The organism is Streptomyces sp. SID12501, assembly GCF_010550245.1.
Lineage (GTDB): Bacteria > Actinomycetota > Actinomycetes > Streptomycetales > Streptomycetaceae > Streptomyces.
In genome coordinates, this window is sequence record NZ_JAAGLU010000007.1 from 274401 (window position 1) to 300134 (window position 25734).

Genomic DNA, 25734 nt, shown 5'->3' on the forward strand with positions numbered 1-25734 from the left:
CACGCACTGGGAGGGGAGTACGGGTGGCCGCGCCACTGCAACTGACACGGATGCACCGGGTTCTCATCGGCGTGGTCGTCGCCGGTGCGGTGGTCATCGCCGGGATCGGCTTCGCGGGTTCTTACGCCGCCGTCCGTGAACTGGCCCTGCAGAAGGGCTTCGGGAACTTCAGCTACGTCTTCCCGATCGGCATCGACGCGGGCATCTGCGTCCTGCTCGCCCTGGACCTCCTCCTCACCTGGATCCGGATCCCGTTCCCGCTGCTGCGCCAGACGGCGTGGCTGCTGACGATGGCGACGATCGCGTTCAACGGCGCGGCGGCCTGGCCGGACCCGCTGGGTGTGGGCATGCACGCCGTCATCCCGATCCTGTTCGTGGTCTCGGTGGAGGCGGCCCGGCACGCCATCGGCCGGATGGCGGACATCACCGCCGACAAGCACATGGAAGGCGTCCGCCTCACCCGCTGGCTCCTCTCCCCCCTGCCGACGTTCCTCCTCTGGCGCCGGATGAAGCTGTGGGAGCTGCGCTCCTACGAGCAGGTCATCAAGCTGGAGCAGGAACGTCTCGTCTACCAGGCACGTCTGCACGCCCGCTTCGGCCGGGCCTGGCGGCGCAAGGCCCCGGTGGAGTCCCTGATGCCGCTGCGCCTGGCTCGCTACGGCGTCCCCCTCGCGGAGACGGCCCCCTCGGGCCTCGCGGCGGCCGGCATCGAACCGGCACTGCTGCCGCCGGCCCCGCAGCCCGCCCTGGAGGCGGCCGACGCGGGCGCGAGCAGCCGTACCTCGGAGCCCACGGCGACCCCTCAGCCCCGGACCGCCGAGCAGCGCCCCGCTCCCGAGGGCGGCGAACCCGCCGGGCAGCCGGACAACGCCGAGCCCCAGAATCCGTGGCTCCAGGCGCGGGACCCCCGGGCCATCGCGTACCAGGGCGGCTACGACCCGTCCTACGACCCCGGACCCGCGGACGCCCAGTGGTACGAGGAGCAGCAGCAGGCCGAGCAGTACGACGCCCGGCAGCAGAGCGACGCCCGGCAGCAGTTCGAGAACAGGCAACAGTTCGAGAGCCGACAGCAGTACGAGGCTCAGCAGCAGTTCGAGGAGCAACAGCGGTTCGAACAGCAGCGGTTCGAGCAGCGGATGTTCCCGCAGCAGCAGTACGAAGAGTACGCGGAGCCGTCGGCCCCCGCCCCGGAGCCCTTGCCGGAGCCCTCTTCGGAGGACACCGGTACCTTCCCGATCCCGGCCGGCCCGGGCCGTACCCGTGAGATGGGTGCGGGCGGCGGTACGGAGCCGACGGAGGAGGACTACTACCTGGTCTTCAAGAAGTCGATAGACGGCAGCTACCCGACCTCGGGCCAGTTCCGGGGTGACGTGGAAGCGACGTACGGCTCGAAGCTCCCGCAGCGCGAAGCCGACCGGATGGTCAACCGCTTCACCAACCGCCACACGGCGGAACTCCAGGACGACCACATCGCGTAGTCCCCGATATTCGATTTTTCCTGGCTGTACGAAGGACGGGGCGCCCGGAGTTCACCGGGCGCCCCGTCCTTCGTATCAGGGGATATCAGGGGATGTCAGGGGAACGCGCCCCCTACTCCCCCAGCAGGGCCCGCACCCGCTCCTGACCCACGGCGAGGAGCAGCGTGGGCAGACGCGGACCGGTGTCCCGCCCGACGAGCAGGTGGTACAGCAGCGCGAAGAACGTGCGCTGGGCGACCTTGATCTCGGCCGGGAGTTCCTTCGGCGTGGCGTCGGCGGAGAAGCCGGCCTGGACCTTGGGAACCCCGTAGACGAGGTGGCTGAGGCCGTCGAGGGACCAGTTGTCGGCGAGGCCGTCGACGAGGAGCCGCAGCGACTGCCGCCCCTGCTCGTCGAGGGACTTGATCAGCTCGGTGTCGGGTTCCTGGCGCACGATGGTCCGCTGATCGGCGGGCACCTGCGTGTTGATCCAGGCCTCGGCCTTGTCGAGCCGGGGCCGCGCCTCGTCGAGGGAGACCAGCGGGTCGGCGGGGTCCAGCTCACCCAGGATCCGCAGCGTCTGGTCCTCGGCACCGGCGGTGATGTCGGCGACGGAGGCCAGCGTCCGGTACGGCAACGCCCGCGCGGTACGCGGCAGTTCGCCCTCTGCGGTACGCACCGCACGGGAGTGCGCGGCGACGTCCGCCGGCAGCGCGGAGCCGTCGGCGACCTTGGCGTCGAGCTTGTCCCACTCGTCGTAGAGCCGCTGGATCTCCTGGTCGAAGGCGATCTTGAAGGACTGGTTGGGCCGCCGGCGGGCGTACAGCCAGCGCAGGATCTGCGGCTCCATGATCTTCAGCGCGTCGCCGGGCGTGGGCACACCGCCCTTGCTGCTGGACATCTTGGCCATGCCGCTGATGCCCACGAAGGCGTACATGGGCCCGATCGGCTGCTTGCCGCCGAAGATGCTGCCGACGATCTGCCCGCCGACCTGGAACGAGGACCCCGGAGACGAGTGATCGACGCCGGAGGGCTCGAAGACGACCCCCTCGTAGGCCCAGCGCATCGGCCAGTCGACCTTCCAGACCAGCTTGCCGCGGTTGAACTCGCTCAGCAGGACGGTCTCGGAGAACCCACAGGCGGTGCAGGTGTACGTCAGCTCGGTGGTGTCGTCGTCGTAGGCGGTGACGGTGGTGAGGTCCTTGCCGCACCCACCGCAGAAGGGCTTGTACGGGAAGTACCCGGCGGAACCGGAGCTCCCGTCGTCCTCCCCGGCGGCCCCGGACCCCTCGGCGGCCTCGACCTCGGCGTCGTCGAGCGGCTTCTGGGACTGCTGAGCCTTCTTGCCGGGGTTACCAGGGTTACCAGGGCTGCCGGGATTACCAGGAGTACCGGGAGCCTTCTTGGTCCGGTACTGGTCGAGGATCGCGTCGATCTCACCCCGATGCTTCATGGCATGCAGGATCTGCTCGCGATAGACACCTGCGGTGTACTGCACGGTCTGGCTGATCCCGTCGAACTCGACACCGAGCTCGGCGAGCGCGTCGACCATCGCGGCCCTGAAGTGCTCGGCCCAGTTGGGGTGGGGGGACCCCTTGGGCGCGGGTACGGCGGTCAGCGGCCTGCCGATGTGCTCGGCCCAGGAGGCGTCCACACCGTCGACGCCGTTCGGCACCTTGCGGTAGCGGTCGTAGTCGTCCCAGGAGATCAGATGCCGGACCTCGTACCCCCGGCGCCGGATCTCGTCGGCGACCAGGTGCGGAGTCATCACTTCCCGGAGATTCCCCAGGTGGATGGGCCCGGACGGGGACAGCCCGGAGGCGACGACGACAGGTTTGCCGGGGGCTCGGCGCTCCGACTCCTCGATGACCTCATCCGCGAAACGGGAGACCCAGTCGGTGGTCTCGGTGCTCTGAGCCACGGGGCACGTCCTTCTTTCCAGTTTGTTCTCGTACGCCGCTCTGGACGCCGTGGAGATACGTCGGACCCATTGTCACCCGTGTCGGTCCCAGTCGGAAAACGTTTGGGCCCGCCGTACAACCCCGAGGGCCTGGGGGCAGTCCTCTTGTCGTGATCACAGAAAATATCCGGGCCAGGCTGCGCGTGGGAGCGGCCGGACTCGCGGTGACGCTGGCGTCGACCTGCGTCCTCCTCGTGGCGCCTGCCGCCGAGGCTGCCGTGACCTGCGGCAACACCACATTCAAGCGGACGTTCTACACGAACACCTCGTTCTCCGGCACGCCGAAGAGGACGGACTGCGACACCACGATCGACCAGTCCTGGACGGGCGCTCCGCTCTCCGGGATGGCCACGAACAACTTCGGGGTGCGCTGGTCGCTCACCCGAGACTTCGGTTCGGGCGGCTGTTTCGAGTACCGCCTGTCCGGCACGGACGGCCTGCGGCTGTACGTGGACGGCGTGCGGAAGGTGAACAAGTGGACGAACACCGGTGACAGCTCCGGCAACAGTGTCCCGGGCACGTTCTGCATCGGCTCGGGCAGCCACACCGTGCGCGTCGACCATGCGAACTGGACGGGCCTGTCCCGGGTGAAGTTCGCCTGGACCGCCTCGTCCGACAGCAAGCCGCCGCTGGCCCCGACCGGCATCACCACCACCTACGACGCGGCGACCGGCAAGGCGAAGGCCGGCTGGCGGAAGAACCGGGAACTGGACATCTCCCACTACCGGGTCCTGGTGGAGACTCCGACGGGCGGTGTCTCCAGATGGACGACGACCGGCACCACCGCCTCGTACACGCCCGCGAAGGACGGCCAGAAGTACCGATTCTGCATCCAGGCCGTCGACAAGTGGACGAACTACGGCGCCACCGCCTGCGGCCCCTACGTCACCACTCCGGACAAGACGGCACCGCCGGTCCCGGACGTGCGCGCCTCCGACATCTCGGTGTCGGTGTCCAGCCACGAGGGGCCCGACGGCAGCTCGCCGATCCCGCAGGTCAACGTCTGGCTGGGCCAGGTGCGCCCGGTCGACGGCCCCCTGTTCACCCTGTGGCGCGCCACAGCCGCGGCGGGCCCGTTCACCAAGGTCGCCGTCATGGACCTGCGACAGACGCCGGGTGAGCAGTACCTGTACGACGAGACGGCCGCCGAGAAGCAGACGTACTACTACACGGCGTCGGCCACCGACACCGCCGGGAACACCTCGGCACGCACCGCTCCGGTCGCGGTGACCACCCCGGATGTGACGCCGCCGGGCGCGGTGGCCGGCCTCGCGGCCGCGGCGGACACTCAGAAGGTCGCGCTGAGCTGGACCGCGCCGACGGACGACGCCGTGCGCTGGCAGGTCTACGGCGCGGACGGCAGCGCGCAGCCGGCTCTCCTCGGCACCGCCACGAGCGCCTCGTACGACGACATGACGGCGAAGCCGGGCGTCACCCGCACCTACACGGTGTACGCGGTCGACGCGGCCGGTAACCGCTCCGGCGCCGTGAAGATCACTTCCCGGCGGCAGGTGGCGCCCGCCCTGCCCGTGTACCTGCGTCCGGACGCGAACGGCCGACCCGAGCTGCGTATCCGGGTCGCCGCCGACAACGACCACAGCGGGGGCTTCCGGGTCTACTCCGGCAGCAGCGCCTCCACGGTCCGTACGACCTTGCGCGCCTGCGCGCCCGAGGAGGTCTACCGCGATGCCGCGTGGGTCGAGTACCGCTGCCTGCTCACCGACTTCGGCGGCTCGTCGGACGGCTATGTCACCGCGTTCGCGGTGGCCGCGAACGGCGTGACCTCCAGCACCTACAAGGCCGTGCGCTATGAGGACACCGTCGCGCCGCCGCTGCCGACCGGGTTCGCCGCCACCTCCGAGCCGTGGGGCACGGCCCTGCGGTGGGACACCTCCACCGCCGCCGACATGCGTGCCTACTGGTTGCGCGTGGGCACCCCGAAGACGGACCACGGGGTGCGCACCTGCGAGTCCGGCAACTCGCACACGCTGGCGGCGGACGCCACGTCCTTCCAGGACACCGAGGGCCTGCCGGACGGCGAGGAGCGCTGCTTCGAGTTGCGGGCGGTGGACGGCTCGAACAACTACACCGACGGCGTCACCGTCTACACGACCGAGCAGGACACCCGGCCGTCCGAGGCGACCGCGCCGGGCTCCCCGGTGACCCGCCTGGACGCCGTGGAGAACGCCGGTGCCGCCGTATTGAACTGGGACACGGTCGACAGCGCCACCGGCTACCGCGTCTACCGCTGGGACCGCTCCACGGGCTCGTACGAGCGGATCGCGGAGGGAGCACTGGAGAACCCGTACACGGACTCCTACCGTCACTACCGCGACGAGGACGCCCCGGCGGGCACCGCCGCCTACTACCGCGTGACGGCCGTGTACGCGGACGGCACCGAGTCCGCTCCCGCGCTCGCGGCCGTGGCCCTGGCGCCCACGGGCTGACGCACCGACGTGCCGGCCTCGAGGGGCGGGCGGGAATCCGTGCGACCGCCCGCCCGCCCCCGTGGCAGACTGGTGTCGTTTTCTGTACCCCTACGAGTGGAACGGCACCCATTCCATGGCCTCGGTCACGTCCCTCACCGCCAACGTCAACGCACACCTCGCGTCCGCCCTCTCGGCCACCCTGCCGGAGGCGACCGACGCGGACCCGTTGCTGCGACGTAGCGACCGGGCCGACTACCAGGCCAACGGCATCCTGGCGCTCGCCAAGAAGGCCAAGGCCAACCCCCGGGAGCTGGCGACGCAGGTGGTCGAGAAGATCACCGCCCCCGGCCTGTTCAAGGACGTCGAGGTCTCCGGCCCCGGCTTCCTGAACATCACCCTCACCGACAGGGCGATCGTCGAGAACCTGGCGGCCAGGTCCACCGACCCGGACGCCCGCCTCGGCGTACCGCTCTCCGCGCACCCGGGCACGACGGTCATCGACTACGCCCAGCCGAACGTGGCGAAGGAGATGCACGTAGGCCACCTCCGCTCCGCGGTGATCGGCGACGCGGTGGTCCAACTCCTGGAGTTCACGGGCGAGAACGTGATCCGCAGGCACCACATCGGTGACTGGGGAACCCAGTTCGGCATGCTCATCCAGTACCTGGACGAGCACCCGCACGAGCTGGACCACAAGGCGAGCCCGGCGGACACCGAAGCCAGCGGTGAGGAGGCGATGTCGAACCTCGACCGCCTCTACAAGACGGCGCGCAAACTCTTCGACTCCGACGAGGAGTTCAAGACGCGGGCACGTCTGAGGGTGGTCGACCTCCAGGCCGGCGACCCCGCCACGCTCGCCGCATGGCAGAAGTTCGTGGACGAGTCGAAGATCTACTTCTTCTCGGTCTTCGAGAAGCTGGACATGGAGATCCGGGACGCGGACATCGTCGGCGAGTCGGGTTACAACGACATGCTGGACGAGACGTGCCGCATCCTGGAGGAGCAAGGGGTCGCGGTCCGTTCGGAAGGCGCCCTGTGCGTCTTCTTCGACGACATCAAGGGCCCGGAGGGCAACCCGGTCCCGCTGATCGTCCGCAAGTCCGACGGGGGTTACGGCTACGCGGCGACGGACCTCTCGGCGATCAGGGACCGCGTCTTCAACCTGAAGGCGAACAACCTCATCTACGTGGTCGACGCCCGCCAGTCCCTGCACTTCAAGATGGTCTTCGAGACCGCTCGCAGGGCGGGCTGGCTCAACGACGAGGACGTCAAGGCGTACCAGCTGGCGTTCGGCACGGTCCTCGGCAAGGACGGCAAGCCGTTCAAGACGCGTGAGGGTGAGACCGTACGGCTGGTGGACCTGCTGGACGAGGCGGTCGACCGCGCGACGGCCGTCGTACGGGAGAAGGACACCCTGGGCCAGCTCTCGGACGACGAGGTCGCCGAGCGGGGCGCCCAGGTGGGCATCGGCGCGGTGAAGTACGCGGACCTGTCGACGTCGGCGAACCGGGACTACAAGTTCGACCTGGACCAGATGGTGTCGCTGAACGGCGACACGAGCGTGTACCTCCAGTACGCGTACGCCCGTATCCAGTCGATCCTGCGCAAGGCCGGCGAGGTACGCCCGCAGCCGCACCCGGAGCTCGAACTGGCCGAGGCGGAGCGGGCGTTGGCCCTGCACGTGGACGGGTTCGCGGAGACGGTCGCGGACTCGGCGACGGAGTACGCCCCGCACAAGATGACGGCGTACCTCTACCAACTGGCGTCGCTGTACACGACGTTCTACGACAAGTGCCCGGTGATCAAGCCGGCACCGCCGAAGGACATCGCCGAGAACCGCCTGTTCCTGTGCGAGATCACGGCGAAGACCCTCCACCAGGGCATGGCCCTCCTGGGCATCAGGACGCCCGAGCGCCTCTGACGCGACGGCGGCGGCGGCGGCCGTCCGCCCACACGGAAGCCGGGCACCCGAAGTCGAACGGGTGCCCGGCTTCCGCCGTTCATCGCGACAGCGACGGCGACGGCGACGGCGACGGCGACGGCAACCGCGTCTCCTCGACCGGCAGTTCCCACTCGCACCACACCACCTTGCCGAGGTCCCGCTCCCCGACCCCCCACTTGTCACTGAGCGCGGCAACGAGCAGCAGCCCGCGCCCGCCCTCGTCGGCGGACTCGTCGGCATGCTCCGCACGCTCGGCGATGAACGGCTCCCCCGGCCCGCTGTCGTGCACGGCGACCCGCAGCACCTTCCCGTCGTACCGCAGGAACAACAGGAACTGCCGCCCGGGCGGTACGCCGTGCACCAGCGCGTTGGTCGCCAGCTCACTCACGCACAGCAACACGTCGTCGCCGCGCTCGGTGTCCGCGAGCCCCCAGTCGGCGAGGAACTCGTACGCCAACTTCCTGGCAGCGGGCACGGAACGGCGTTCCCGCCGGAAGAACCTCTCGCGCAGCGGGCGGGGTCGGATCGTCTCATTCACGGGACGAGAGTCGCGGAGAGTGACTAGCGTGGATCACCCCGTGAACCCGTACAGATTTTTTGTACGGGTTCCTCCAGGGTCGGGGCCGGGCAGAGGTGGGGAGTTGGAGGGGCATGAGTCACGGAAACCGCTCGCGGAACTCGCGGAATTCGCTGAGTTCGCGGAAGAAGAACTACTCGGCGATGAGGATGCTGGGCAAGCAGTTGCAGGCGGCCCGCAAAACGGCGGGTTACACGCAACGTTCGCTGGCCGAGGAACTCCTGATCGACGAGGAGACGATCGCCTCGATCGAACAGGGCCGCCGCGCCCTGATGTACGACCTGGCCGAGCAGATCGACCAACTCCTCGGCCTCAAGGGCATGTTGGTGGCCGGGGTCGAGGAACTCCCGGAGATCGACCAGTTCCCCCTGTTCGCGGAGGAGTACATGGAGCACGAGCGCGAGGCCATCTCCCTGTCCTGGTACGACAACGCGGTCCTGCCGGGCCTGCTCCAGACCGAGCCGTACGCGTACGCGGTCATGAGCGAGCGCGTACCGGCGTACGACGAGGAGGAACTCCAGGCCAAGACAGCGGGCCGCATCGAGCGCCAGGAGATCCTCCAGCGCAGGTGTCCGCCGACGATGAGCTTCATCGTCTGGGAGCCTGTCCTGAACCTCGGCGTGGGCGGCCCGGGGACGCGCCGCGACCAGCTCCGCCACCTGCGCGCATGCGCCGAACTCCCGGGCCTGACACTCCAGTTCCTGCCGACGGACTCACTCTCGCACGCGGGACTCGCCGGCCCCTTCATCCTCCTGGAGACACCCGACCACCAGCACGTCGCGTACACCGAGAGCCAGCGCGGCAGCCAGTGGGTTTCCGACCCGGACGAGGTGTCCATCCTGGGCCGTAAATATGCAATGCTGCGGTCACAGGCCCTGTCTCCACGGGAGTCCAGGGGCCTGCTCGACCGCCTGCTAGGAGATGTATGAGCACCGCACTTGAGTGGTTCAAGTCGAGCTACAGCAGCGACGAGGGCGGCGCGTGCCTCGAAGTCGCGTACACCTGGCGGAAGTCCAGCTACAGCGGCAGCGAGGGCGGCCAGTGCGTGGAGGTAGCCACCTGCCCCCACACCATCCACGTCCGCGACTCCAAGAGCCCGAACCCCGAAACCGGCCCCACCTTCACCACCACCCGGCAGGCCTGGACGGCGTTCACGGCGTACGCGGCCCGCTGATCACCGCGCCCGGACCCTGGCCCTTCTCGCTCGCCACTCTCCGCACATACGCGACGGGCCCCCCGGATTCCGAGTCGAGGCGTCTGCCCAGCAGGCGCCGCGCCTCGTCGGCGCCAGGTACGTCCGCGCGTACGACCTGAACCGGAGTGACCAGGTCGCTGGTGAACCCCGCCAGTCGCGCCGAGAAGCGGTAACGGCCGGCGCCGTCCGGCTCGGCGCCCCGGAACCCGGTGAGCACCGCGACGACGTACGGCCCGACGGTCACAGCCAGCACGCCCGCACGCAGCACCCGTTCCGGATCGCAGCGCCACCAGCCGCGCAGCGCCTCGTACATGTCCTCAGGCGCGAGCCCCGCCGCGTACCCGATCCACGCCCGCTCCGGATCCTCCGGCACCGGCTCGGCGGGCCCCACCCGGAGCACGGGCAGTTCCGGACCATCCAGCGCTTCGAGGTCGACCGTGTCACGCCGGGCGAGCGCACGTACGTCGGCCGCCGGAACCACGGTTCGGTTGCCACGCCTGCGGACGTCGGGCAACAGCCCGGCGACGACCAGTTTCTTGAAGGTGTTCGCCGATACGCCGAGTTCCTCCGCGGCGACACTCGTCGTAATATCCATCAAGGCATCTCCGTCGCCGTCAGCCAAGAATCGTCAAGTGCCATAATTGTCATGAGGTATTTGACGTTCGCCATGCGAACCACCGTACTTATCAATCAAGGCGGTTGCGAGTAGTGACAGCTCCCCGATACCGTCGGCCGCATGCCGGACACGCCACGTCACCCCGTACGGTTCACCGACGCAGCCGTAGCCGACCTGGCGGCTCTGCACCGCCGGGATCCGCAGATCGCGCGTGCCGCCCTGCAGAAGGTGTTGCTGCTGGAGCGCGACCCGTACGCGGGCAGGCCACTGGTCGGTGACCTCGTCGGCTGGCGAAGGCTCGTCGTCGGCGACCGGCACTGGCGCATCGTATGGCGGGTGGTCGAGGAAGTGGACGGCACGACCAGCGTGGAGATCTCCGAGGTGTGGGCCGTCGGCCCTCGCGAGAACTCGGCCGTCTACGACGAACTCCGGACCAGGCTCTCGCACTTGCCCGACACCCCGGCCGCCCGAAACCTGCGAGACCTGCTCGACAGGTTCGGCCTCGACACGGGCGCCGCCGTCGCAGCGCCGCCTCCGGACCCCGTACCGGACTGGCTCGTCAGCCGACTGACCGACAAGGCGGGCCTTCCCCCGGAGCGGGTCCTGGCGATGAGCCTGGAGGAGGCGATCACCGCCTGGGAGGACTGGATGGGCCGACCGCGCGACTGGCCGCGCAGGGAATGCCCGCCAGAGGGTGTCTGACACCCGGTCGGCCGGACACTCAGCCAGCCGGTCAGCGCTTCGGGATATCCGCGCCGAGACCCTCCCGGTCCACCCCGAAGCGGCGCAGCACATCATCGAGCGAGCTACGGTCACCACTGTCCGTGGCGGCCCGGGTCAGCACGAGGAGCGCGTCCAGGAGGTCTTCCTCGAACTCCTCCAGCCTGCGCAGTCGCTCCACACCGATCACGGCGGCCACCGGCTTGTGATGCCGCTCGACCATGATGTCCTCACCCGCCTCGGCCGCCTTGACCAGCCCGGCGACTCCTTTGCCCGTGGCTTCGGTGACGGAGAGCACGGTCGGGTTCTCGCAGAGGATCGACATGGAAAAACTATACAATTTACCAGCAGAACCTGTACAGATTTCCGTGAGTACCTGGAGAACACGTTCCCCGTCGCGGGCCCTGCCGCGTACCCGGTCCACGCCCTCTCAGCCTCTCCCCCTCCCCTCCCCCTCCCCTCCCCCTCTTACGCTGCGCACCCCGCGCCCCATGCCACGACCCCCGGGACACCCCCGGACAGATTCCCGATGATCTAGGCCGGTTGGCCGACAACCGATCAGCGGGGCGGTCGTTGTCATCTCGGGTGTGCGCCCGGCGTGCGCTGTGGAGCGCGGCAGATGAGTGCGCGCCAGCCGAGAGGGTGGGTTGTTCGTGAGTGTGAGGGACAGGGATGTCGATGTGCCCGTTGGGGTGCCGTGGAGCGTGTCCGCGTTCCGCATCGCGCCGGGGGATCCGGAGGCGGCCGGGTTGGTCGGTCGGATCCGGGAGCTGCGGGCGAGGATTCTGTTCGACCGCGGCCGGAGGCCTGATTTCCGGACGGCGGACGGCGGATACGCCGATGAGCAGGAGCTGGACTTCGGCGCCTGGCACTTCATCGGGCGGCGGGAGACGGACAGCCACCCGCTGGGATACGTGAGGCTCTCGACGCCGGAGACCGGCGAGTTGTTCCAGACCCGGTCGTATCTGGGGGCGGAACGCTACGAGGAGGTACTGCGGGAGCACGGTCTCGGCGTTGCGGAAACGTTCGAGCACAGTCGTCTGGTGGTCGAGCACCAGGCGCGCAAGCTGGGCCTGGGGGTGCATCTGAACGCCTTCGCCATCGCTGCCGCACGGTGTCTCGGCGCCAAGGCCATGATCGGGACGTCGGGTACGGCCGACGGGCAGGACCGCTTCCACGAGCGGTTCGGGTTCCGCCCGGTACCGGGAACGCGCCGGTACGTCGAGCGGTACACCGAGGACGTGATGATCATGCTGTACCGGGCTGCGGCCCCGGGCGGCGAGTACAGCGGCCTGGTCGAGCAGTTGGAGGACGTCTTCCCGTCCGCGACCGTCTCCGCGCGGCAGGCCGGGCTCGACGCGGCCCTTGTGGAGAGTCAGGGACAGCCCCGGGAGACGAAGCCCCGCCGCTCCGCCGCCCCGGTCACGGAAGCCGCCGTACACCGCATCGCCGACGCGACGGACGACTGCTGGCAGCCGGTGCTGCACGACCTGGGGCGTGACGAGGACCGGCGGGCCTTCGAGGCACTGCTCGACTCCGGCGAGGTCCGCCAGGTCATGGACACCATCGAGGATCAGCTGAGGGAACTGGTCACCAGCCGTGAGCCCGTCCTGCGCACCTCGCCGGAAGCCGTCGAGCGGGCCGTGGCGGAACAGCTGGACGGGATCGCGCCGCGCGAGTACGGGACCTGGGCCTGGTACCCGTGGTCGGGGCGCCTGGTCCACCTGCTGCCCCGCGAGGAGTTCCGGCTGGTGCGCACCGACCGCAACCGGGGCCGGATCGAACGCCCCGAACAGCGCCGGCTTCTGCGACAGCGCGTGGGGATCATCGGCCTGTCGGTCGGCAGCAGCGCGGCCCTGACCTTCGCCATGGAGGGCATCGGAGGCGCGTTCAAACTCGCCGACTTCGACACCCTCAGCGTCTCCAACCTGAACCGGCTGCGCGCGGGCGTGCACCACCTGGGTCTGAACAAGTGCGTGATCGCGGCCCGCCAGATGCTGGAGATCGACCCCTGGCTGGACATCGAGATCTACCCCGGCGGTCTCACCGACGACACGATGGACGAGTTCTTCACCGGCGGCGCGGGCCCCATCGACCTCCTCGTCGAGGAGTGCGACACCCCCTACGTGAAGGTCGCCGCCCGTGAGCGCGCCCGCGCCCTGGGAATCCCGGTCGTGATGGACGCGAACGACCGGGGGCTGCTGGACGTCGAACGCTTCGACCTCGAACCCGACCGGCCCCTGCTGCACGGGCTGCTCGGCGACACCACCTCCGGCGACCTGACCGACCTCACCTTCGAGGAGACGGTCGACGTCATCCTCACCATGGTCGACCGGGAGCGCATCAGCCCGGAACTGGCCGCCGCCGTCCCGCAGATCGGCACCACCCTCAGCAGCTGGCCCCAGCTCGCCTCGGGCGTCGCGCTCGGCGGTGCGCTGACCGCGGAAGCCGCTCGCCGCATCCTGCTGGGCCGCCCCCGCCCCTCAGGCCGGTTCTACACCGACCTGGAACTCCTCACCTCTGCCGACCGGAGCACCCTGGCATGACCCTGGCCTGCGAGCAGACCACAGACACCCACACCGGCGCCGGCCTGCCGGTCCCCTTCGCGGTCACCGGCACCGGCCTGCACCTGCCCCCTGCGATCGTGACCAACAAGGACCTCACCCGGAACCTGAGGACGAGCGACGAATGGATCACGGCCCGCACCGGGATCCGTGAACGCCGGCGGCTGGCACCCGAACTGGCCACCTCCGACATGTGCGTGGCCGCCGCCCGACCCGCCCTCGAAGCCGCCCGGTTCGCGCCTGGGGACCTGGACGCGGTCATCGTGGCCAGCTACACCGCCGACCAGCCCCTGCCCTCCACCTCGGCCATCGTCAAAAGCGCTCTCGGCGCCACCAGGGCCCTGGCCCTCGACGTCGCCCAGGCCGCCTGCGCCTCCGGCGTGCACGCCGTGCTGCTGGCGGCCCACCTCCTGCAGAACCCCTCCATCAGCACCGTGCTCGTCATCGGCGCCGACTGCGCCTCCCGCGTCATCCGCCCCACGGACCGCACCGGAGGAGTCTTCTTCGGCGACGCCGCTGCCGCGGTGGTGCTCACCCGCGCCGAGACCGCGGGAGCAGGACTGCTCTCGTACGACATCGGCTCGAAGCTGTCCTACGCCGTCCAGATCCCCGGGGGCGGCTCCCGCCTCCCCACCACTGCCGACACGGTCGCCGCCGGAGCCCACTACGTCTCCATGGACGGACCCGCCGTGTGGGAGACCGCGACCACCCGCCTCCCCGAGAGCGTCACCAGCGCCACCCGCCAGGCAGGCCTGACCCCCACCGAGATCGACCACTACTTCTTCCACCAGGCCAACATCAACATCCTCCAGGAGACCCTGCGCCGCCTGGACATCCCGGCCGACCGGGCTCCCATCACCCTCGACCGGCTCGGCAACACAGGCGCCGCCGGCCTGTTCACCGCCCTGCACCACACCACCACGGCCGGCCGGCTCCGCCCCGGAGACACCTACGTCATGTGCGCCATCGGCGCCGGCTTCCACTGGGGCACCCTCTGCCTGCGCCAGGCCTGATCACCGTGGGCCCGGAGAACACGAAGGCCGCCCGGAGAAGAAACCGGGCGGCCAGGGCACGGGGACGATGCCCTCGGTGCGAACGTCAGATGTGCGTCGGGGCGAACTTCGGGTTGTGGCCGTACTTGTTCTCGCCCTGGTCGCCCTCGAGGCAGGCGAAGACAAGCAGCGTGATCGCGCCGACGAGCGGGACGAACACGATCAGGAGCCACCAGCCCGAACGGCCCGTGTCGTGCAGCCGGCGCACGTTGAGCGCCAGGCCGGGCAGGAAGACGGCCAGGGCGTACACGGTGCTGAGGATCTGGACGCCGATGAACTTGTCGATGATCGTCAGCACGATGCTGATGACGATCGAGATCAGCGCGAACATCCAGTATTCCTTGCGGCGCGCACGCCCGCTGAACACCACGTACTTCTTGAGCACGTCGAGGTAATAGTTCATGGGATCCCCCAGGGAGCGATGTGGGCCCGCCGAGCGGATCAGGCCAAGGGGAGAAGTTACGTAGATTGGCGGGAACTCGTCAATAGGGTTCGGCGTTACAGGTCATGGGCATCAATCTGCCCAGCCCACGGAACCAGGGGCGATTCAGAGATGTCGATTTACGGACAGATCAACGCAAGATCATCGAGAATGGCGCCCCGAACACCGGGAATTCACGCCGCCGAACCCTTCTGGCTGCCGAACGATGGCCGATCCATTGCCAGTTCTACGCCAGTCCGACGCACGTTCGAGGCCGCACCGACACCGTAACGATCTCGAACCGTTGCCCGCCCGCTCTCCCCCGCCATGCCTCCCAGGGCCTGCTTTCAGTGGCAGGGCCTACCCATATCAATGTCAGTGGCAGGCCCTACAGTCACCGGCATGGCGACACTTCCCAACCCGCTGCCCCACCTCGCGGCCGACCCGACCGGCAGCACACTCGGCCTCGCCCTCCCCGCCGGGAGGCTGATCTACGCGACGGACGAGGGCCCGTGGCACGAGCCCCTCCTCTGGCACGCCGACGCGCCCTCCGCCCCCGGCGACTGGACCACGCAACACGACGCGTCCCGGCCCGCCGGGCTCCTCCCGGTGGTCATAGAGGTGGGCGGCGGCCAAGGCGGGCCCGAGGAGTGGGAGTTGATGCCCGCCGACACGTCCTACCCCGGGGACCACGACCCCGAGGAGGTCCTCGCCGGATTCTGGGAGGAGTACGCGGCACAGGACGAGACCTGGCCAGGCCTGGCCCCCGCCACCATGGGCACGGATGCCAGGCGGGCCGACGACCTGGCGGCCCGACTGGCCGACTCGCTCCTCTCCCCCGGCTCCTCCTTCAAGGAACCGCGACTCGCCCTCGTCCCCGCCCGCCGTTCCGCCGACATCCCCGCCGCGATCGGCTGGTCGGGCCCCGTGAACTACGAGAGCGACACGGCCCGCCTCTGCGCGGTACTCCGCTCCTGGGAGGACCGCTTCGGCATACGGGTCCTGGCGCTCACCTTCAACCAACTGGTGCTGTCCGTGGCGGCCCCGCCGACCACGCTCGCCGAGGCCGAAGCGACAGCCGCCGAGCACTTCGCGTTCTGCCCGGACAACATCACGCAGGGCGTCCACACCACCCTGCGCGCGTACGCCGAACACGAACTGCTGACCAAGCAGACCTGGTCCTTCTGGTGGGACTGACAACACCTCCGCGCCCCGACAGCGGCGCGGGGCTGTGACATTCGCGGCTCCGCCGCATAGGCGCGACCAACCACGACAGACCCGCAGACGGCACACCGGACTCGGACTCCCAGCGGAGCTCTACCGCAGTCCCGCCCCCAACCGCCGCAGCCCCTCCCCGATCTCGCCCGGAGTCTGGGTGACGAAGCACAGCCGCATCGCCGCCCGGCCGGGACCGCCGGCCCGGTCCGCCCCTGCCAACTCCCCCGCGTAGAAGGCCGCCCCCGGGACGTACGCGACACCCCGCTCCACCACTCCACGCAGCAGCGCACCGGTGTCGTACGCCTCCGGAAGCCGGGCCCAGAGAAACATCCCACCCTCGGGCCGGGTCCAGGTCGAGCCCTCGGGGAGCGCCTCCCCGATGCCGTCGAGCATGGCGTCGCGCCGCTCCCCGTAGACGCGGGCCACGCGCCGCACGTGGGCGTCGAGGTCACGGTCGGCCAGATACCGGGCGGCGGCGAGCTGGTTGACGGTCGGAGTGTGCAGGTCGGCGGCCTGCTTGGCGACGGTGCATGCCCGCAGCAGCTCCGCCGGTGCCCGCATCCAGCCCAGTCGCAGCCCGGGCGCCATGACCTTGGAGAAGGAGCCGAGCAGGACCGTACGGTCCTCCGCCCCCGGACAGGACGCGATCCACGGCACGCGCCCACCCTCGAAGCGCAGCTCGCCGTACGGATCGTCCTCGACGATCCACAGCCCGAGCCGCGCGGCGACCTCCGCCACGGCCGCCCGGCGCTCACCCGGCATGGTCTGGCCGGTCGGGTTGCGGAAGTTGGGCACGGTGTAGAGCAGCTTGGGCCGGTGGCGGACGACCAGTTCCTCCAGCGCCCCCGGACCGATCCCGTCGTCGTCCCCGGGGACGGCGATCACGCGCGCGCCGGCCAGCCCGAACACCTGGAGTGCCGCGAGATAGCAGGGGGTTTCGACCAGGACGACGTCCCCGGGGTCGAGCAGCGCGGTGGCGAGCAGCGACAGCGCCTGCTGGGAACCGGTGGTGACGAGCAGGTCGTCGGAGTCGGTGGGCAGACCGCGTCGGGTGTGCCGCAGGGCGAGCGCGTCGCGCAGGGTCGGCTCGCCCTCGGTCGTGGCGTACTGCAGGGCTCGTGCGGGGGTGTCCGCGAACACGTCCCGGAACGCGGCGGCCACGCCCTCCGCGTCGAACAACTCGGGTGCGGGCAGCCCGCCCGCGAAGTTGATCACCTCGGGCCGCGCGGTGACGGCCAGGATGTCCCGTACGGCCGACCCGCCGACCGCCCGTGCCCGCGCGGCGAGCGCGGGCACGGAAGCGGAAGTCGCTGTCACTTGGGCTGTCATGTGCGGCTCCTTCGGGCGGGCGGGCGATACGGCTCTGCCCACACCCTAGGGAAATGCATGCCGCCTACAACCGCTTTTCACCATCCGGACGCCCGAGCCGGCTTCGGCCAGTACCACTTCGGCCCGTACCGCCTCAGCCCTTTCGGCCACTCGCCGCGTACACGTTGATGTCCGCGTCCGTGACGTCGTTGATGTCGCGGTAGCGGACCTTCTCGATGTCGTCCAGGGAGTCGAAGTACTCGGCGTCGACCTGCTCCGGGACCGGCGCGCCACCGTCGGGACGCCAGTGGTGGGCGGGCACGACGCCCGGCTCGTCGAGGGTGAGCCCGTTCTCCTCGAAGAAGCGTTCCACCTCGGCCCTGGACCGCAGCACGAAGGTGAACCCGCGCTCGGTGTACGTCCGTTGGACCGCGCGGATGTTCTCGGGGTTCAGGTCCTCGGTGAGGTGACTGAGGACGAGCCGGCTGCCGGAGGGCAGCGCGGCGACCAGCTCACGCACGATGTCGTACGCCTCCGGCTCCGCCACGAAGTGCAGGACCGCCGCGAGGACGAGCGCGATCGGCTGGTCGAAGTCGAGGGTCTTGCGGGCGTGTTCGAGGATCTGGGCCGGGTCGGCCAGGTCGGCGTCGATGTAGTCCGTACGGCCCTCCGGCCCGCTGGTGAGCAGGGCGCGCGCGTGGGCGAGGACGATCGGGTCGTTGTCGACGTACACGACCCGGGTGTCGGGGGCGATGCGCTGGGCGATCTGGTGGACGTTGTCCTGCGTGGGCAGGCCGGTGCCGATGTCGAGGAACTGCCGGATGCCCTCGTCCGTCGCCATGGCGGTCACCGCGCGGCGCATGAAGTCGCGGTTGTGCCGGACGTCCAGGTATCCGCGCGGATTGGCGGCGAGCCCTGCGGCGGCCGCGTTGCGGTCGGCCGGGTAGTTGTCCTTGCCGCCGAGGAAGACGTCGTACACCCGGGCCGGGTGGGCCTTGGTGGAGTCGATCCTCCTTCTCAGCTCGGCGGGGTCCTGACTGAGAGCATCGCCGCTCATGTGGCATCTCCATGGGGAGCCTGGTGTCCAAACCTCTTCAACGGACAACAACCTAGCTGCCGACCGCAGTTGATATTCGAAAATCGAAAATCGACCGTCGGACCGTCCCGGAACCGGCTCCCGCCGTCCCGGACCATCCCGCAACGGAACGCCGTCACCGCAGGTCAGCGCAGTGGTCCACTGGCAGGCGTCCCAGATTCGCAGCGAAACATGGTGCCGGGACGGATCACGGCACAAGCTGTTGCCAGCCGAACGGCACCGTCACCCTCCCCTTCCCTTCCCCTCCGAAAGGGCACGCCCATGTCCGTACGCACCTCCCGTACGCGCCTGTTCGCCGCCACGGCGGTCGCGCTCGTCGCGCTCACCACACTCACGGCGTGCGAGGACGGCCAGGGCGTACGGGACGAGGGCCCGTCATCGGCATCCGCGAATTCGGAACCCGGACACGCATCCGGCACCGGAGCTGCCCTCGGAGTGGCTCACGGAAGGACTCACGGAAGGGCTCACAACATACGGGCAGCCTCGGTGGCCCAGTAGGTGAGGATGTTCTGCGCCCCGGCGCGCTTGATCCCGGTCAGGGTCTCCAGGATGGCCCGCTCCCGGTCGATCCAGCCCTTCTCCGCCGCGGCCTCGACCATCGAGTACTCGCCGGAGATCTGATAGGCGACGACAGGCACCTCCACGGCGTCGGCAACGCGGGCGAGGATGTCGAGATAGGGCCCGGCCGGCTTCACCATGACCATGTCGGCGCCCTCCTCCAGGTCGAGCGCCAGCTCCCTCAGCGACTCCCGGACGTTGGCGGGGTCCTGCTGATACGTCTTGCGGTCCCCCTTCAGCGAGGAACCGACGGCTTCCCGGAAGGGCCCGTAGAAGGCGGACGCGTACTTGGCGGTGTAGGCGAGGATGGCGACGTCGTCGCGCCCGATCTGATCAAGGGCATCGCGAACGACCCCGATCTGCCCGTCCATCATCCCGCTGGGCCCCACGACATGCGCACCGGCATCAGCCTGTACCTGAGCCATCTCGGCGTACCGCTCCAGGGTGGCGTCGTTGTCGACACGCCCTTGCGTGTCCAGCACCCCGCAGTGCCCGTGATCGGTGGTCTCGTCGAGACAGAGATCGGACATGACGAGCAGGTCGTCCCCGACCTCGGCCCGCACATCGCGGATGGCGACCTGGAGAATCCCGTCCGGATCGGTACCGGGAGTCCCGAGGGCGTCCTTCTTCTCTTCCTCAGGCACCCCGAAGAGCATGATCCCGGAGACCCCTGCCGCCACGGCGTCCACGGCAGCCTTCTTCAGACTGTCCCGGGTGTGCTGGAAGACCCCGGGCATGGCGGAGATCGGAACGGGCTCACTCACCCCTTCCCGCACAAAGGCGGGAAGGATGAAGTCGGCGGGATGCAGCCGGGTCTCGGCGACCATGCGCCGCATGACAGGCGAGGTACGCAGCCGCCGAGGACGCGCACCGGGAAAGGATCCGTACTTCGACATCCCCCCACGCTACGCCCGCCCCACCCTCACCTTTGCCGACGCGACGTCGGCAGACACCCCTTGCAGGACCGGCCGTATTCCTCCGAGGACCGACCCGCATTCCTCCGAGCACCGGCCCGCGTTTCCAGCCCGTCCGGCGATTGAGGACAAGGCCCGTTCAGGGCCGGAGAGGGGGCTGGGGGCACAGCCCCCAGGGACAGGATGGGACGGGTAGGGGCGGCGGGGGCGGGGGCGAGAACAACCCACCGCAACCCCCACCCCACACCACCCCACCCCACACCACCTACGTGGTCCGCCTCCGCCGAGCACCCGGCCGCCGCTCACTGGGCCGGGTGACCGGATCCCCCGACTCCACGGCGGAAGCCCTCCGCCGCAGCCCGAAGTCCGCCAACGCCTCGGCCAACTTGTGCACGGACGGCTCCGGAGCCATCACGTCGACCCGCAGCCCATGCTCCTCCGCGGTCTTCGCCGTGGCAGGCCCGATACACGCGATCACCGTCACGTTGTGAGGCTTGCCCGCGATCCCCACCAGGTTCCGCACGGTGGACGACGACGTGAAGAGAACGGCGTCGAAGCCACCCCCCTTGATCGCCTCCCGGGTCTCCTGCGGCGGCGGCGACGCCCGCACGGTCCGGTAGGCCGTGACGTCGTCGACCTCCCAGCCCAGCTCGATGAGCCCGGCCACCAGCGTCTCCGTGGCGATGTCGGCCCGAGGCAGGAAAACGCGGTCGATCGGATCGAAAACCGGGTCGTAAGGAGGCCAGTCGTCCAGCAAGCCGGCAGCGGACTGCTCCCCACTGGGCACCAGATCAGGCCTCACGCCGAAGGCGATGAGCGCCTTGGCGGTCTGCTCGCCCACCGCCGCGACCTTGATCCCGGCGAAGGCACGGGCATCGAGCCCGTACTCCTCGAACTTCTCACGAACCGCCTTCACCGCGTTCACCGAGGTGAAGGCGATCCACTCATAGCGGCCCGTGACGAGCCCCTTGACCGCCCGCTCCATCTGCTGCGGAGTCCGCGGCGGCTCGACGGCGATCGTCGGCACCTCGTGCGGGACGGCCCCGTAGGACCGCAGCTGGTCGGAGAGCGACGCCGACTGCTCCTTCGTGCGCGGCACCAGCACCCGCCACCCGAACAGCGGCTTGTTCTCGAACCACGACAGCTGCTCGCGCTGAGCGGCGGCGAACCGCTCGCCGACGACGGCTATCACGGGCCGGCCACCGTCGGGGGACGGCAGGACCTTGCCCTGCTTGAACATCTGGGCAATGGTCCCCAGCGTGGCCGACCAGGTCCGCTGACGCGTCGTGGTCCCGGCGATCGTCACGGTCAGCGGAGTGTCGGGCTTGCGCCCGGCCGCGACCAGCTCGCCCGCGGCGGCGGCAACCGAGTCGAGCGTCGTCGAGACGACGACCGTCCCGTCCGAAGCCCCGACCTCGGTCCAGCAGCGGTCCGACGCCGTACGGGCGTCCACGAACCGGACGTCCGCGCCCTGCGCGTCCCGCAGCGGCACACCTGCGTACGCGGGCACGCCCACGGCCGCCGCGATACCCGGGACCACCTCGAACGGGACGCCGGCGCGAACGCACGCCAGCATCTCCCCGGCGGCGTACGCGTCGAGCCCGGGATCCCCGGACACCGCACGTACGACCCGCCTGCCGCCCCGTGCGGCCTCCATGACAAGATGTGCGGCATCCCGCACAGCGGGTACACCAGCGGTCGTTGACGCGCCGTCAACAACCGTTAGTTGAGGCGTGCCTGTGCCTGGATACGTGCTGCCAATAGGCGTGTCCAATTCGGTGTTCAGCTCGGCAACGCCTTGTCTGGCGTGCGGGCGTACGACGTCGAGCACCTCGTGCTCGGCGACCAGTACGTCCGCGACCGCCAGCGCCTCGACGGCGCGCAGAGTCAGTAGTCCCGGATCCCCGGGTCCGGCACCGAGAAAGGTGACGTGCCCATGGTCCGGACCGGCGGGAAGGTTGGTGGGGCTCACTGTGCTCGCTCCCCCATCAGACCGGCCGCGCCCTTGGCAAGCATCTCGGCTGCGAGTACACGGCCGAGCGCCATTGCTTGGTCGTACGTCTCGGGCACGGGACCGGTGGTGGACAGCTGCACCAGCGTCGAGCCGTCGGTCGTGCCGACGACGCCGCGCAGGCGCATCTCCTTGACAATCTGCCCGTCGGCCAGCAGGTCGGCCAGCGCGCCCACAGGGGCGCTGCAACCGGCCTCCAGGGCGGCGAGCAGTGACCGTTCGGCGGTCACGGCGGCCCGAGTGTACGGGTCGTCGAGCTCGCCGAGTGCCGCGATCAGGTCAGAGTCGCGGGAGGTGTTCCCCGCTCTGCACTCGATCGCCAGGGCCCCTTGGCCAGGGGCAGGCAGAACCATGTCGACCGACAGGAAGTCGGTCACTTCGTCGGCGCGCCCGATGCGGTTGAGGCCGGCCGCGGCCAGCACCACCGCATCCAGCTCGCCACCGCGCACGAACCCGATCCGGGTGTCGACGTTCCCCCGGACCGGTACGACCTCGATGTCCAGGTCATGGGCACGCGCGTACGAGTTCAGCTGGGCGGTGCGCCGCGTCGAGCCCGTCCCGACCCGCGCGCCGCGCGGCAGGTCGGTGAACTTGAGCTCGTCGCGCGCCACCAGTACGTCACGCGGATCCTCGCGCTCGGGTACGGCGGCCAGCACCAGGTCGTCGGGCTGCGCGGTCGGCAGGTCTTTGAGCGAGTGCACCGCGAAGTCGACCTCCCCGCGCAGCAACGCGTCCCGCAGGGCGGTCACGAAGACGCCCGTGCCACCGATCTGGGCGAGGTCCTCACGGGACACGTCGCCGTACGTCGTGATCTCCACGAGCTCGACGGGCCGCCCGGTCAGCCGGTGCACGGCGTCGGCGACCTGTCTGGACTGGGCCAGGGCGAGTTGACTTCGCCTGGTCCCAAGTCTCAGCGCCCCTTGTACTGGCTCACTCATGCTCGCCCTCGGCTTCCGGCGTTCGTCTCAGCGATCTGGTCTGCGTCCTCGTCGGCCCGGTCCGCCCGGTCCGCCCGGGACACGGAGGCGACCGTCTCCTGGTCGAGGTCGAACAGGGTGCGCAGCGCGTCCGCGTACCCGGCGCCGCCGGGCTCGGCCGCGAGCTGCTTGACCCGTACGGTCGGCGCGTGCAGCAGTTTGTCGACCACGCGCCGCACGGTCTGCGTGATCTCGGCGCGGTGCTTCTCGTCGAGCCCGGGCAGCCGCCCGTCGAGGCGGGCGATCTCACCGGCGACGACATCGGCGGCCATGGCGCGCAGCGCGACGACGGTGGGCGTGATGTGCGCGGCCCGCAGGGCGGCCCCGAAGGCCGCGACCTCGTCGGCGACGATCCGCCGGACCTGGTCCACGTCGGCCGCCATCGGAACGTCCGCCGAGGCCTCGGCCAGCGACTCGATGTCCACCAGCCGCACGCCGGCCAGCCGGTGCGCGGCGGCGTCGACGTCCCGGGGCATCGCCAGGTCGAGCAGCGAGAGCACGGCCGGGGGCCGCGGCACACCGGCCGGCATCTCGGGCCGCCGCTGCTCTGGAATCCGCCCGAGGGTGGCCGCGGTCAGGGCGAGCGCGGCGATCAGCTCACGGTCGTCGTCGGGTGTACGACGAGCCGCATCCCGTCGATCGACCGTCCCGTTGTCCACCCAGGCGGCGTGCTGCTCCAGCGTCGCCGCGTCCATCCCGGCGACGGCGGCCTCACCCATCACCGAGAACCCGGCCGACTCCTGCACGGCCTGCCCGGCGGACAGATCCAGCGGACAGCCGTCGTCGGTACCGATGCTGGTGGGCGGCAGAACCCCTCGTACGTCTCGTACGTCACCCTGCGCGGTCCTACGAGGGGACAGTCCGGCCTCGTCCACCGGCGCCCGGCCCTCGACGGCCGCCGCGATGATCTCGGCGGTGAGGACCAGCCCGGTCGCGCCGGTACAGGAAACGGCTATATCGGCACGTGTCAGCTCGAAGGGCACCGACTCGATCGGCACCGCGCGGGCGGACACGGACGCCGGAACGCCCTCGTGGCCGTCGGGACCCTCGTACTGACTGTTCTCGCTGTTCTCGTTGATGATCTGCGCGAGCCGCTCGGCACGGTCCGGTGTGCGGTTGGCGACGACGATCTCGGCGACCCCAAGCCGCGCGAGCGTGGCGGCGGCGAGTGAGGACATGGATCCGGCACCGATGACCAGGGCTTTCTTGCCCGCGGCCCAGGATTCCACCGACCCCCCGGCAACCCCGGCTCCCCTCCCCCCGGCGAGCTGCTGGAGCCCGAAGGTGACCAGGGACTGTCCGGCCCGGTCGATGCCGGTCTCGGAGTGGGCGCGCTTGCCGACCCGCAGGGCCTGCTGGAACAGGTCGTTCAGCAGGCGGCCGGCGGAGTGCAGTTCCTGAGAGAGCGCGAGCGAGTCCTTGATCTGCCCGAGGACCTGTCCCTCGCCGACGACCATGGAGTCGAGTCCACAGGCGACGGAGAACAGGTGGTGGACGGCCCGGTCCTCGTAGTGCACGTACAGGTACGGGGTGAGTTCGTCCAGCCCCACCCCGCTGTGCTGGGCGAGCAGCGTGGACACCTCGGCGACACCCGCGTGGAACTTGTCCACGTCCGCGTACAGCTCGATGCGGTTGCAGGTGGCGAGCAGCGCGGCCTCGGTCGCCGGTTCGGCGGCGACGGTGTCCTGAAGCAACTTGATCTGCGCGTCCTGGGACAGCGCGGCGCGCTCGAGGAGGCTGACGGGAGCGCTGCGGTGGCTCAGCCCGACGACGAGGAGACTCATGCCGGCATCACGGCGGGAACGTCCCCGTCAGGCCCTTTGCCACGACCACCACTGCCGCCCCGCACCTTGGCCGCGACCACCGGGGCGGTGCCGTCCGCCACGGCTTCGGCGGCGGCAGCGGCGGCGTCGGCCACCTCGCCCGCCTTGCGCTGCTCGTGGAAGGCGAGGATCTGCAGCTCGATGCTGAGATCGACCTTGCGTACGTCGACGCCGTCCGGGACGGTCAGCACGGTGGGCGCGAAGTTGAGAATGGAGGTCACACCGGCGGCGACGAGCCGTTCGCACACGGGCTGAGCGGCACCGGCGGGGGTGGCGATAACGCCAATGGACACGCCGTTGTCCGCGATGATCCTTTCCAGATCATCCGAGTGCTGCACCGGAATACCGGCGACGGGCTTTCCCGCCATCGCGGGATCGGCGTCGATGAGGGCGGCCACCCGGAATCCACGGGAGGCGAAGCCGCCGTAGTTCGCGAGGGCGGCGCCGAGATTACCGATGCCGACGATCACTACCGGCCAGTCCTGGGTCAGGCCCAGCTCACGCGAGATCTGATAGACGAGATACTCGACGTCGTACCCCACACCACGCGTCCCATAGGAGCCCAGGTACGAGAAGTCCTTGCGCAGCTTCGCGGAGTTGACGCCCGCGGCGGCGGCCAGTTCCTCGGAGGAGACCGTGGGTACCGAGCGCTCCGCCAGTCCGGTCAGCGCACGGAGGTACAGCGGAAGCCTGGCGACGGTGGCCTCGGGAATCCCTCGGCTGCGGGTCGCCGTTCGGTGAGTTCGGCCAGTTGCCACGGTGCTCCTGCGGGTAGCGCGGGGCTGCAGGCGGTCACACGTTCCTGGACCGCCCCGTCGAATGCAGGCTATGTCTTTGTGAACGCGTGCACAAAGATGGTGTCCGATTTGCCCACCCAACGTGACCGGGGTCACGCA

At 69.8% G+C, this 25734-nt stretch carries 21 protein-coding genes; 9 read left to right on the forward strand and 12 right to left on the reverse strand.

The window, feature by feature from the left end; genetic code table 11:
- Positions 1 to 50 precede the first annotated feature (50 nt).
- A complete protein-coding gene (locus G3I71_RS10715) occupies positions 51 to 1478 on the forward strand; it encodes a DUF2637 domain-containing protein (protein ID WP_164313782.1) in 1428 nt (475 codons plus the stop codon).
- A 112-nt stretch (positions 1479 to 1590) separates the two neighbouring features.
- Here the strand turns inward: G3I71_RS10715 and lysS are convergent, their stop codons facing one another.
- The gene (gene lysS, locus G3I71_RS10720) at positions 1591 to 3378 is read right to left on the reverse strand and encodes a lysine--tRNA ligase (RefSeq protein WP_164313719.1); all 1788 of its coding nucleotides are present in this window, start codon (positions 3376 to 3378) and stop codon (positions 1591 to 1593) included.
- Positions 3379 to 3527: 149 nt separating this feature from the next.
- Between lysS and G3I71_RS10725 the strand changes: the two genes are divergently transcribed.
- Both G3I71_RS10725 and argS read left to right on the forward strand, forming a co-directional pair.
- Complete coding sequence (locus tag G3I71_RS10725; protein ID WP_164313720.1) at positions 3528 to 5864, forward strand: PA14 domain-containing protein; 2337 nt, start codon at positions 3528 to 3530, stop codon at positions 5862 to 5864.
- A 115-nt stretch (positions 5865 to 5979) separates the two neighbouring features.
- The gene (argS, locus tag G3I71_RS10730; RefSeq protein WP_164313721.1) at positions 5980 to 7767 is read left to right on the forward strand and encodes an arginine--tRNA ligase; all 1788 of its coding nucleotides are present in this window, start codon (positions 5980 to 5982) and stop codon (positions 7765 to 7767) included.
- Between the two features lie 79 nt (positions 7768 to 7846).
- On the opposite strand, the gene G3I71_RS10735 is transcribed toward argS, so the two are convergent.
- Positions 7847 to 8326, reverse strand: a complete 480-nt coding sequence (locus G3I71_RS10735; RefSeq protein WP_164313722.1) for an ATP-binding protein — start codon at positions 8324 to 8326, stop codon at positions 7847 to 7849.
- A 113-nt stretch (positions 8327 to 8439) separates the two neighbouring features.
- Between G3I71_RS10735 and G3I71_RS10740 the strand changes: the two genes are divergently transcribed.
- Together G3I71_RS10740 and G3I71_RS10745 are read left to right on the forward strand one after the other, a co-directional pair.
- A complete protein-coding gene (locus G3I71_RS10740; protein ID WP_239149055.1) occupies positions 8440 to 9294 on the forward strand; it encodes a helix-turn-helix transcriptional regulator in 855 nt (284 codons plus the stop codon).
- Positions 9291 to 9539 carry a DUF397 domain-containing protein gene (locus tag G3I71_RS10745; RefSeq protein WP_164313723.1) on the forward strand — a complete coding sequence of 83 codons (249 nt, stop codon included), beginning with the start codon at positions 9291 to 9293 and terminating at the stop codon, positions 9537 to 9539. Before G3I71_RS10740 ends, G3I71_RS10745 begins: the two co-directional genes overlap by 4 nt.
- Here G3I71_RS10745 and G3I71_RS10750 read toward each other — a convergent pair.
- Positions 9517 to 10155: a helix-turn-helix domain-containing protein gene (locus tag G3I71_RS10750; RefSeq protein ID WP_239149056.1), complete on the reverse strand. Its 639-nt coding sequence runs from the start codon at positions 10153 to 10155 to the stop codon at positions 9517 to 9519. The two genes, G3I71_RS10745 and G3I71_RS10750, sit on opposite strands and share 23 nt — an antisense overlap.
- 141 nt (positions 10156 to 10296) lie before the next feature.
- Here G3I71_RS10750 and G3I71_RS10755 point away from each other — a divergent pair, with 141 nt between their 5' ends.
- Positions 10297 to 10878 (forward strand): type II toxin-antitoxin system RelE/ParE family toxin, encoded by a 582-nt coding sequence (locus G3I71_RS10755; RefSeq protein ID WP_164313724.1) that lies wholly within the window; start codon positions 10297 to 10299, stop codon positions 10876 to 10878.
- A gap of 31 nt (positions 10879 to 10909) precedes the next feature.
- On the opposite strand, the gene G3I71_RS10760 is transcribed toward G3I71_RS10755, so the two are convergent.
- A complete protein-coding gene (locus G3I71_RS10760; RefSeq protein ID WP_203729839.1) occupies positions 10910 to 11221 on the reverse strand; it encodes a type II toxin-antitoxin system prevent-host-death family antitoxin in 312 nt (103 codons plus the stop codon).
- 379 nt (positions 11222 to 11600) lie between these two features.
- On the opposite strand from G3I71_RS10760, the gene G3I71_RS52675 reads away from it, so the two are divergent.
- Positions 11601 to 13442, forward strand: coding sequence for a ThiF family adenylyltransferase (locus tag G3I71_RS52675; RefSeq protein WP_343242909.1), 1842 nt, complete (start codon positions 11601 to 11603; stop codon positions 13440 to 13442).
- Entirely contained in the window at positions 13439 to 14473 is a 1035-nt protein-coding gene (locus G3I71_RS10770) for a 3-oxoacyl-ACP synthase III family protein (RefSeq protein ID WP_164313726.1), read from the forward strand. Before G3I71_RS52675 ends, G3I71_RS10770 begins: the two co-directional genes overlap by 4 nt.
- Before the next feature lie 85 nt (positions 14474 to 14558).
- Here the strand turns inward: G3I71_RS10770 and G3I71_RS10775 are convergent, their stop codons facing one another.
- A complete protein-coding gene (locus G3I71_RS10775; protein WP_164313727.1) occupies positions 14559 to 14915 on the reverse strand; it encodes a DUF805 domain-containing protein in 357 nt (118 codons plus the stop codon).
- Positions 14916 to 15335: 420 nt separating this feature from the next.
- On the opposite strand from G3I71_RS10775, the gene G3I71_RS10780 reads away from it, so the two are divergent.
- Positions 15336 to 16130, forward strand: coding sequence for a DUF4253 domain-containing protein (locus G3I71_RS10780; RefSeq protein WP_164313728.1), 795 nt, complete (start codon positions 15336 to 15338; stop codon positions 16128 to 16130).
- A gap of 120 nt (positions 16131 to 16250) precedes the next feature.
- Here G3I71_RS10780 and G3I71_RS10785 read toward each other — a convergent pair whose 3' ends face one another.
- From G3I71_RS10785 to G3I71_RS10815, 7 genes are all read right to left on the reverse strand, one after another.
- Complete coding sequence (locus G3I71_RS10785; RefSeq protein ID WP_164313729.1) at positions 16251 to 17480, reverse strand: PLP-dependent aminotransferase family protein; 1230 nt, start codon at positions 17478 to 17480, stop codon at positions 16251 to 16253.
- A gap of 133 nt (positions 17481 to 17613) precedes the next feature.
- Positions 17614 to 18516 carry an SAM-dependent methyltransferase gene (locus G3I71_RS10790; protein WP_164313730.1) on the reverse strand — a complete coding sequence of 301 codons (903 nt, stop codon included), beginning with the start codon at positions 18514 to 18516 and terminating at the stop codon, positions 17614 to 17616.
- 503 nt (positions 18517 to 19019) lie between these two features.
- On the reverse strand, positions 19020 to 20009 hold the full coding sequence (hemB, locus tag G3I71_RS10795; protein ID WP_164313731.1) for a porphobilinogen synthase: 990 nt from the start codon (positions 20007 to 20009) through the stop codon (positions 19020 to 19022).
- 283 nt (positions 20010 to 20292) lie between these two features.
- Positions 20293 to 21999 (reverse strand): bifunctional uroporphyrinogen-III C-methyltransferase/uroporphyrinogen-III synthase, encoded by a 1707-nt coding sequence (locus G3I71_RS10800; RefSeq protein ID WP_164313732.1) that lies wholly within the window; start codon positions 21997 to 21999, stop codon positions 20293 to 20295.
- A complete protein-coding gene (hemC, locus tag G3I71_RS10805; protein WP_164313733.1) occupies positions 21996 to 22976 on the reverse strand; it encodes a hydroxymethylbilane synthase in 981 nt (326 codons plus the stop codon). The genes G3I71_RS10800 and hemC overlap by 4 nt, the downstream gene beginning before the upstream one ends.
- Positions 22973 to 24799, reverse strand: a complete 1827-nt coding sequence (locus tag G3I71_RS10810) for a glutamyl-tRNA reductase (RefSeq protein ID WP_164313734.1) — start codon at positions 24797 to 24799, stop codon at positions 22973 to 22975. Before G3I71_RS10810 ends, hemC begins: the two co-directional genes overlap by 4 nt.
- Complete coding sequence (locus G3I71_RS10815; protein WP_164313735.1) at positions 24796 to 25596, reverse strand: redox-sensing transcriptional repressor Rex; 801 nt, start codon at positions 25594 to 25596, stop codon at positions 24796 to 24798. Before G3I71_RS10815 ends, G3I71_RS10810 begins: the two co-directional genes overlap by 4 nt.
- Positions 25597 to 25734 lie beyond the last annotated feature (138 nt).

Excerpts from the sequence above, each read along its gene's own strand:
- G3I71_RS10770 (WP_164313726.1), top strand. The coding sequence starts at position 13,439 with ATGACCCTGGCCTGCGAGCAGACCACAGACACCCACACCGGCGCCGGC.
- G3I71_RS10760 (WP_203729839.1), bottom strand. The coding sequence starts at position 11,221 with ATGTCGATCCTCTGCGAGAACCCGACCGTGCTCTCCGTCACCGAAGCC.
- G3I71_RS10750 (WP_239149056.1), bottom strand. The coding sequence starts at position 10,155 with ATGGATATTACGACGAGTGTCGCCGCGGAGGAACTCGGCGTATCGGCG.
- G3I71_RS10745 (WP_164313723.1), top strand. The coding sequence starts at position 9,291 with ATGAGCACCGCACTTGAGTGGTTCAAGTCGAGCTACAGCAGCGACGAG.
- G3I71_RS10715 (WP_164313782.1), top strand. The coding sequence starts at position 51 with ATGCACCGGGTTCTCATCGGCGTGGTCGTCGCCGGTGCGGTGGTCATC.
- G3I71_RS10785 (WP_164313729.1), bottom strand. The coding sequence starts at position 17,480 with ATGACAGCCCAAGTGACAGCGACTTCCGCTTCCGTGCCCGCGCTCGCC.
- G3I71_RS10810 (WP_164313734.1), bottom strand. The coding sequence starts at position 24,799 with ATGAGTCTCCTCGTCGTCGGGCTGAGCCACCGCAGCGCTCCCGTCAGC.
- G3I71_RS10740 (WP_239149055.1), top strand. The coding sequence starts at position 8,440 with ATGAGTCACGGAAACCGCTCGCGGAACTCGCGGAATTCGCTGAGTTCG.
- G3I71_RS10775 (WP_164313727.1), bottom strand. The coding sequence starts at position 14,915 with ATGAACTATTACCTCGACGTGCTCAAGAAGTACGTGGTGTTCAGCGGG.
- hemC (WP_164313733.1), bottom strand. The coding sequence starts at position 22,976 with ATGAGTGAGCCAGTACAAGGGGCGCTGAGACTTGGGACCAGGCGAAGT.
- hemB (WP_164313731.1), bottom strand. The coding sequence starts at position 20,009 with ATGTCGAAGTACGGATCCTTTCCCGGTGCGCGTCCTCGGCGGCTGCGT.
- argS (WP_164313721.1), top strand. The coding sequence starts at position 5,980 with ATGGCCTCGGTCACGTCCCTCACCGCCAACGTCAACGCACACCTCGCG.
- G3I71_RS10780 (WP_164313728.1), top strand. The coding sequence starts at position 15,336 with ATGGCGACACTTCCCAACCCGCTGCCCCACCTCGCGGCCGACCCGACC.
- G3I71_RS10790 (WP_164313730.1), bottom strand. The coding sequence starts at position 18,516 with ATGAGCGGCGATGCTCTCAGTCAGGACCCCGCCGAGCTGAGAAGGAGG.
- G3I71_RS10755 (WP_164313724.1), top strand. The coding sequence starts at position 10,297 with ATGCCGGACACGCCACGTCACCCCGTACGGTTCACCGACGCAGCCGTA.